This is a genomic window from Rhodococcus sp. BUPNP1, assembly GCF_002215235.1.
In the GTDB taxonomy this organism is placed as follows: domain Bacteria; phylum Actinomycetota; class Actinomycetes; order Mycobacteriales; family Mycobacteriaceae; genus Rhodococcus.
The window spans coordinates 1-1,663 of the sequence record NZ_NERM01000070.1 but is presented as its reverse complement, the minus strand read 5'-3'; the positions used below and the strand labels follow the sequence as shown (position 1 = coordinate 1,663).

1 protein-coding gene is annotated in these 1,663 nt (G+C 65.3%); it reads left to right on the top strand.

Annotation, left to right across the window (positions count from 1 at the left end):
* Positions 1-264: 264 nt before the first annotated feature.
* Positions 265-1,503: an IS110 family transposase gene (locus B9C99_RS25430; RefSeq protein ID WP_088899795.1), complete on the top strand. Its 1,239-nt coding sequence runs from the start codon at positions 265-267 to the stop codon at positions 1,501-1,503.
* The last annotated feature ends 160 nt before the right edge of the window (positions 1,504-1,663 follow it).

Here is a 1,663-nt window from a genome sequence, read left to right as displayed (position 1 = left end):
GTACCTGATATGAAATTTGGTGGGTGTCCCGCAATGTTCGTCTGGCTGGCCGGGCCGGGTGGCCCGCCGTACGGTGAGACCGTCCGGAACAGGGGCATCTGTGAGGAATCGGTATGGGCAGGCCGTTCTTGTTCGATGGGCTGCGAGCCCGTGTTAGTAGATGGCCGCCCTTGCGACTTGTCCGGCTGCGCCGTGAGCGCGAATCCGTAGGTGTCGATTGCCCACCGATCCTCGAATCCTCAGCTCATGCAGGAGGTGAGTGTGATGGGACGGTATATCGGTCTCGATGTGCACCGCGACTTCGCTCAGGTCGCCATCGTCGAGGACGGAATCGTGTCCGATGCAGGTCGTATCGACTGCCGACCGGCCGCGTTGCGCGAGTGGATGACCGAATTGCGGTCCGACGACGAGGTGGCGCTCGAGGCCACCGGCAACAGTGACGCCATTGCCACGCTGCTCACCTCGCACGTGGCACGGGTAGTGGTGTCGAATCCGCTCAAGACCCGGGCGATCGCCGAAGCGAACATCAAGACCGACAAAGTCGATGCGCGGATCCTCGCTCAACTGCTGGCCGCGGATTTCTTGCCGGCGGTGTGGTTGCCGGACGAGCGGACACGCCGGCTGCGGCGACAGACGATGCGGCGGGCGCATTTGGTCCGTCAACGCACCCGGCTCAAGAATCAGGTGCACGCAATCTTGCATCGCAACCTACTGCCACATCCGCCGGTCACCGACCTGTTCGGCGCCGCGGGCCGGCGTTGGCTGGCAGGCCAGGACCTCCCGAACGATGAGCACCATACGATCGAGGCACTGATGCGCCAGTTGGATTTTCTCGGTGAGGAACTCGCGCTCGCGGACCGGGAATTGGCGGCCGAGGCACTGGCCGATCCGGTGGTGCGGCGGTTGATGACCATCCCCGGAGTCGATGCCGTGGTGGCACTGTCGGTGGTCGCTGCTGTCGGGGATTTCGGCAGGTTCTCCTCATCCGGCAAGCTGGTGGCCTATCTCGGGCTGCATCCGAGGGTGCGACAGTCGGGCAGCCAGCCGGCCAGCCACGGGCGCATCACCAAGGCCGGGCGGGCACAAACTCGGGGCATGCTGGTGGAGGCGGCGTGGGTTGCCGCTCGTGCTCCAGGGCCGCTGCGGGCGTTCTACAAGCGGGTCAAGGCGCGACGGGGATTCCAGGTCGCGGTGGTCGCCACCGCTCGCAAGCTTGCCGTGTTGTGCTGGCATCTGACGGTGGACGGTCAGGATTACGCCTTTGCCCGTCCCAGTCTGGTGGCGTTCAAGCAGCGCAAGCTCGCGTTGACCGCGGGCGCACCTCGCGCACACGCCCACCGTGGTCCTGGATACGACTACAACGACAAACAGTTGCGTCGGCACGAACGGGAAGTCATCGAAGTCGCCGAACGCGCCTACGAGACCCTCATCGCCGGGTGGCAGCCCCGCCGGCCAGCGCACACCGGCACCGCCGACTTCGGTGTTCGGCCCCGCCGAGCCTAGGGTGATCGCGCCCTGCGTCAAGGCAATCCGCTCCGCGGTGGCCTGCCGGCCAGCCCTGACTTCGGGACACGATCACCCTCGATGAGCACATGCCCGCATCACCGTCCTCAACAAAGCGAAACCCACCGAAACCTGCAGAACCCTTGACGATTACATCCGT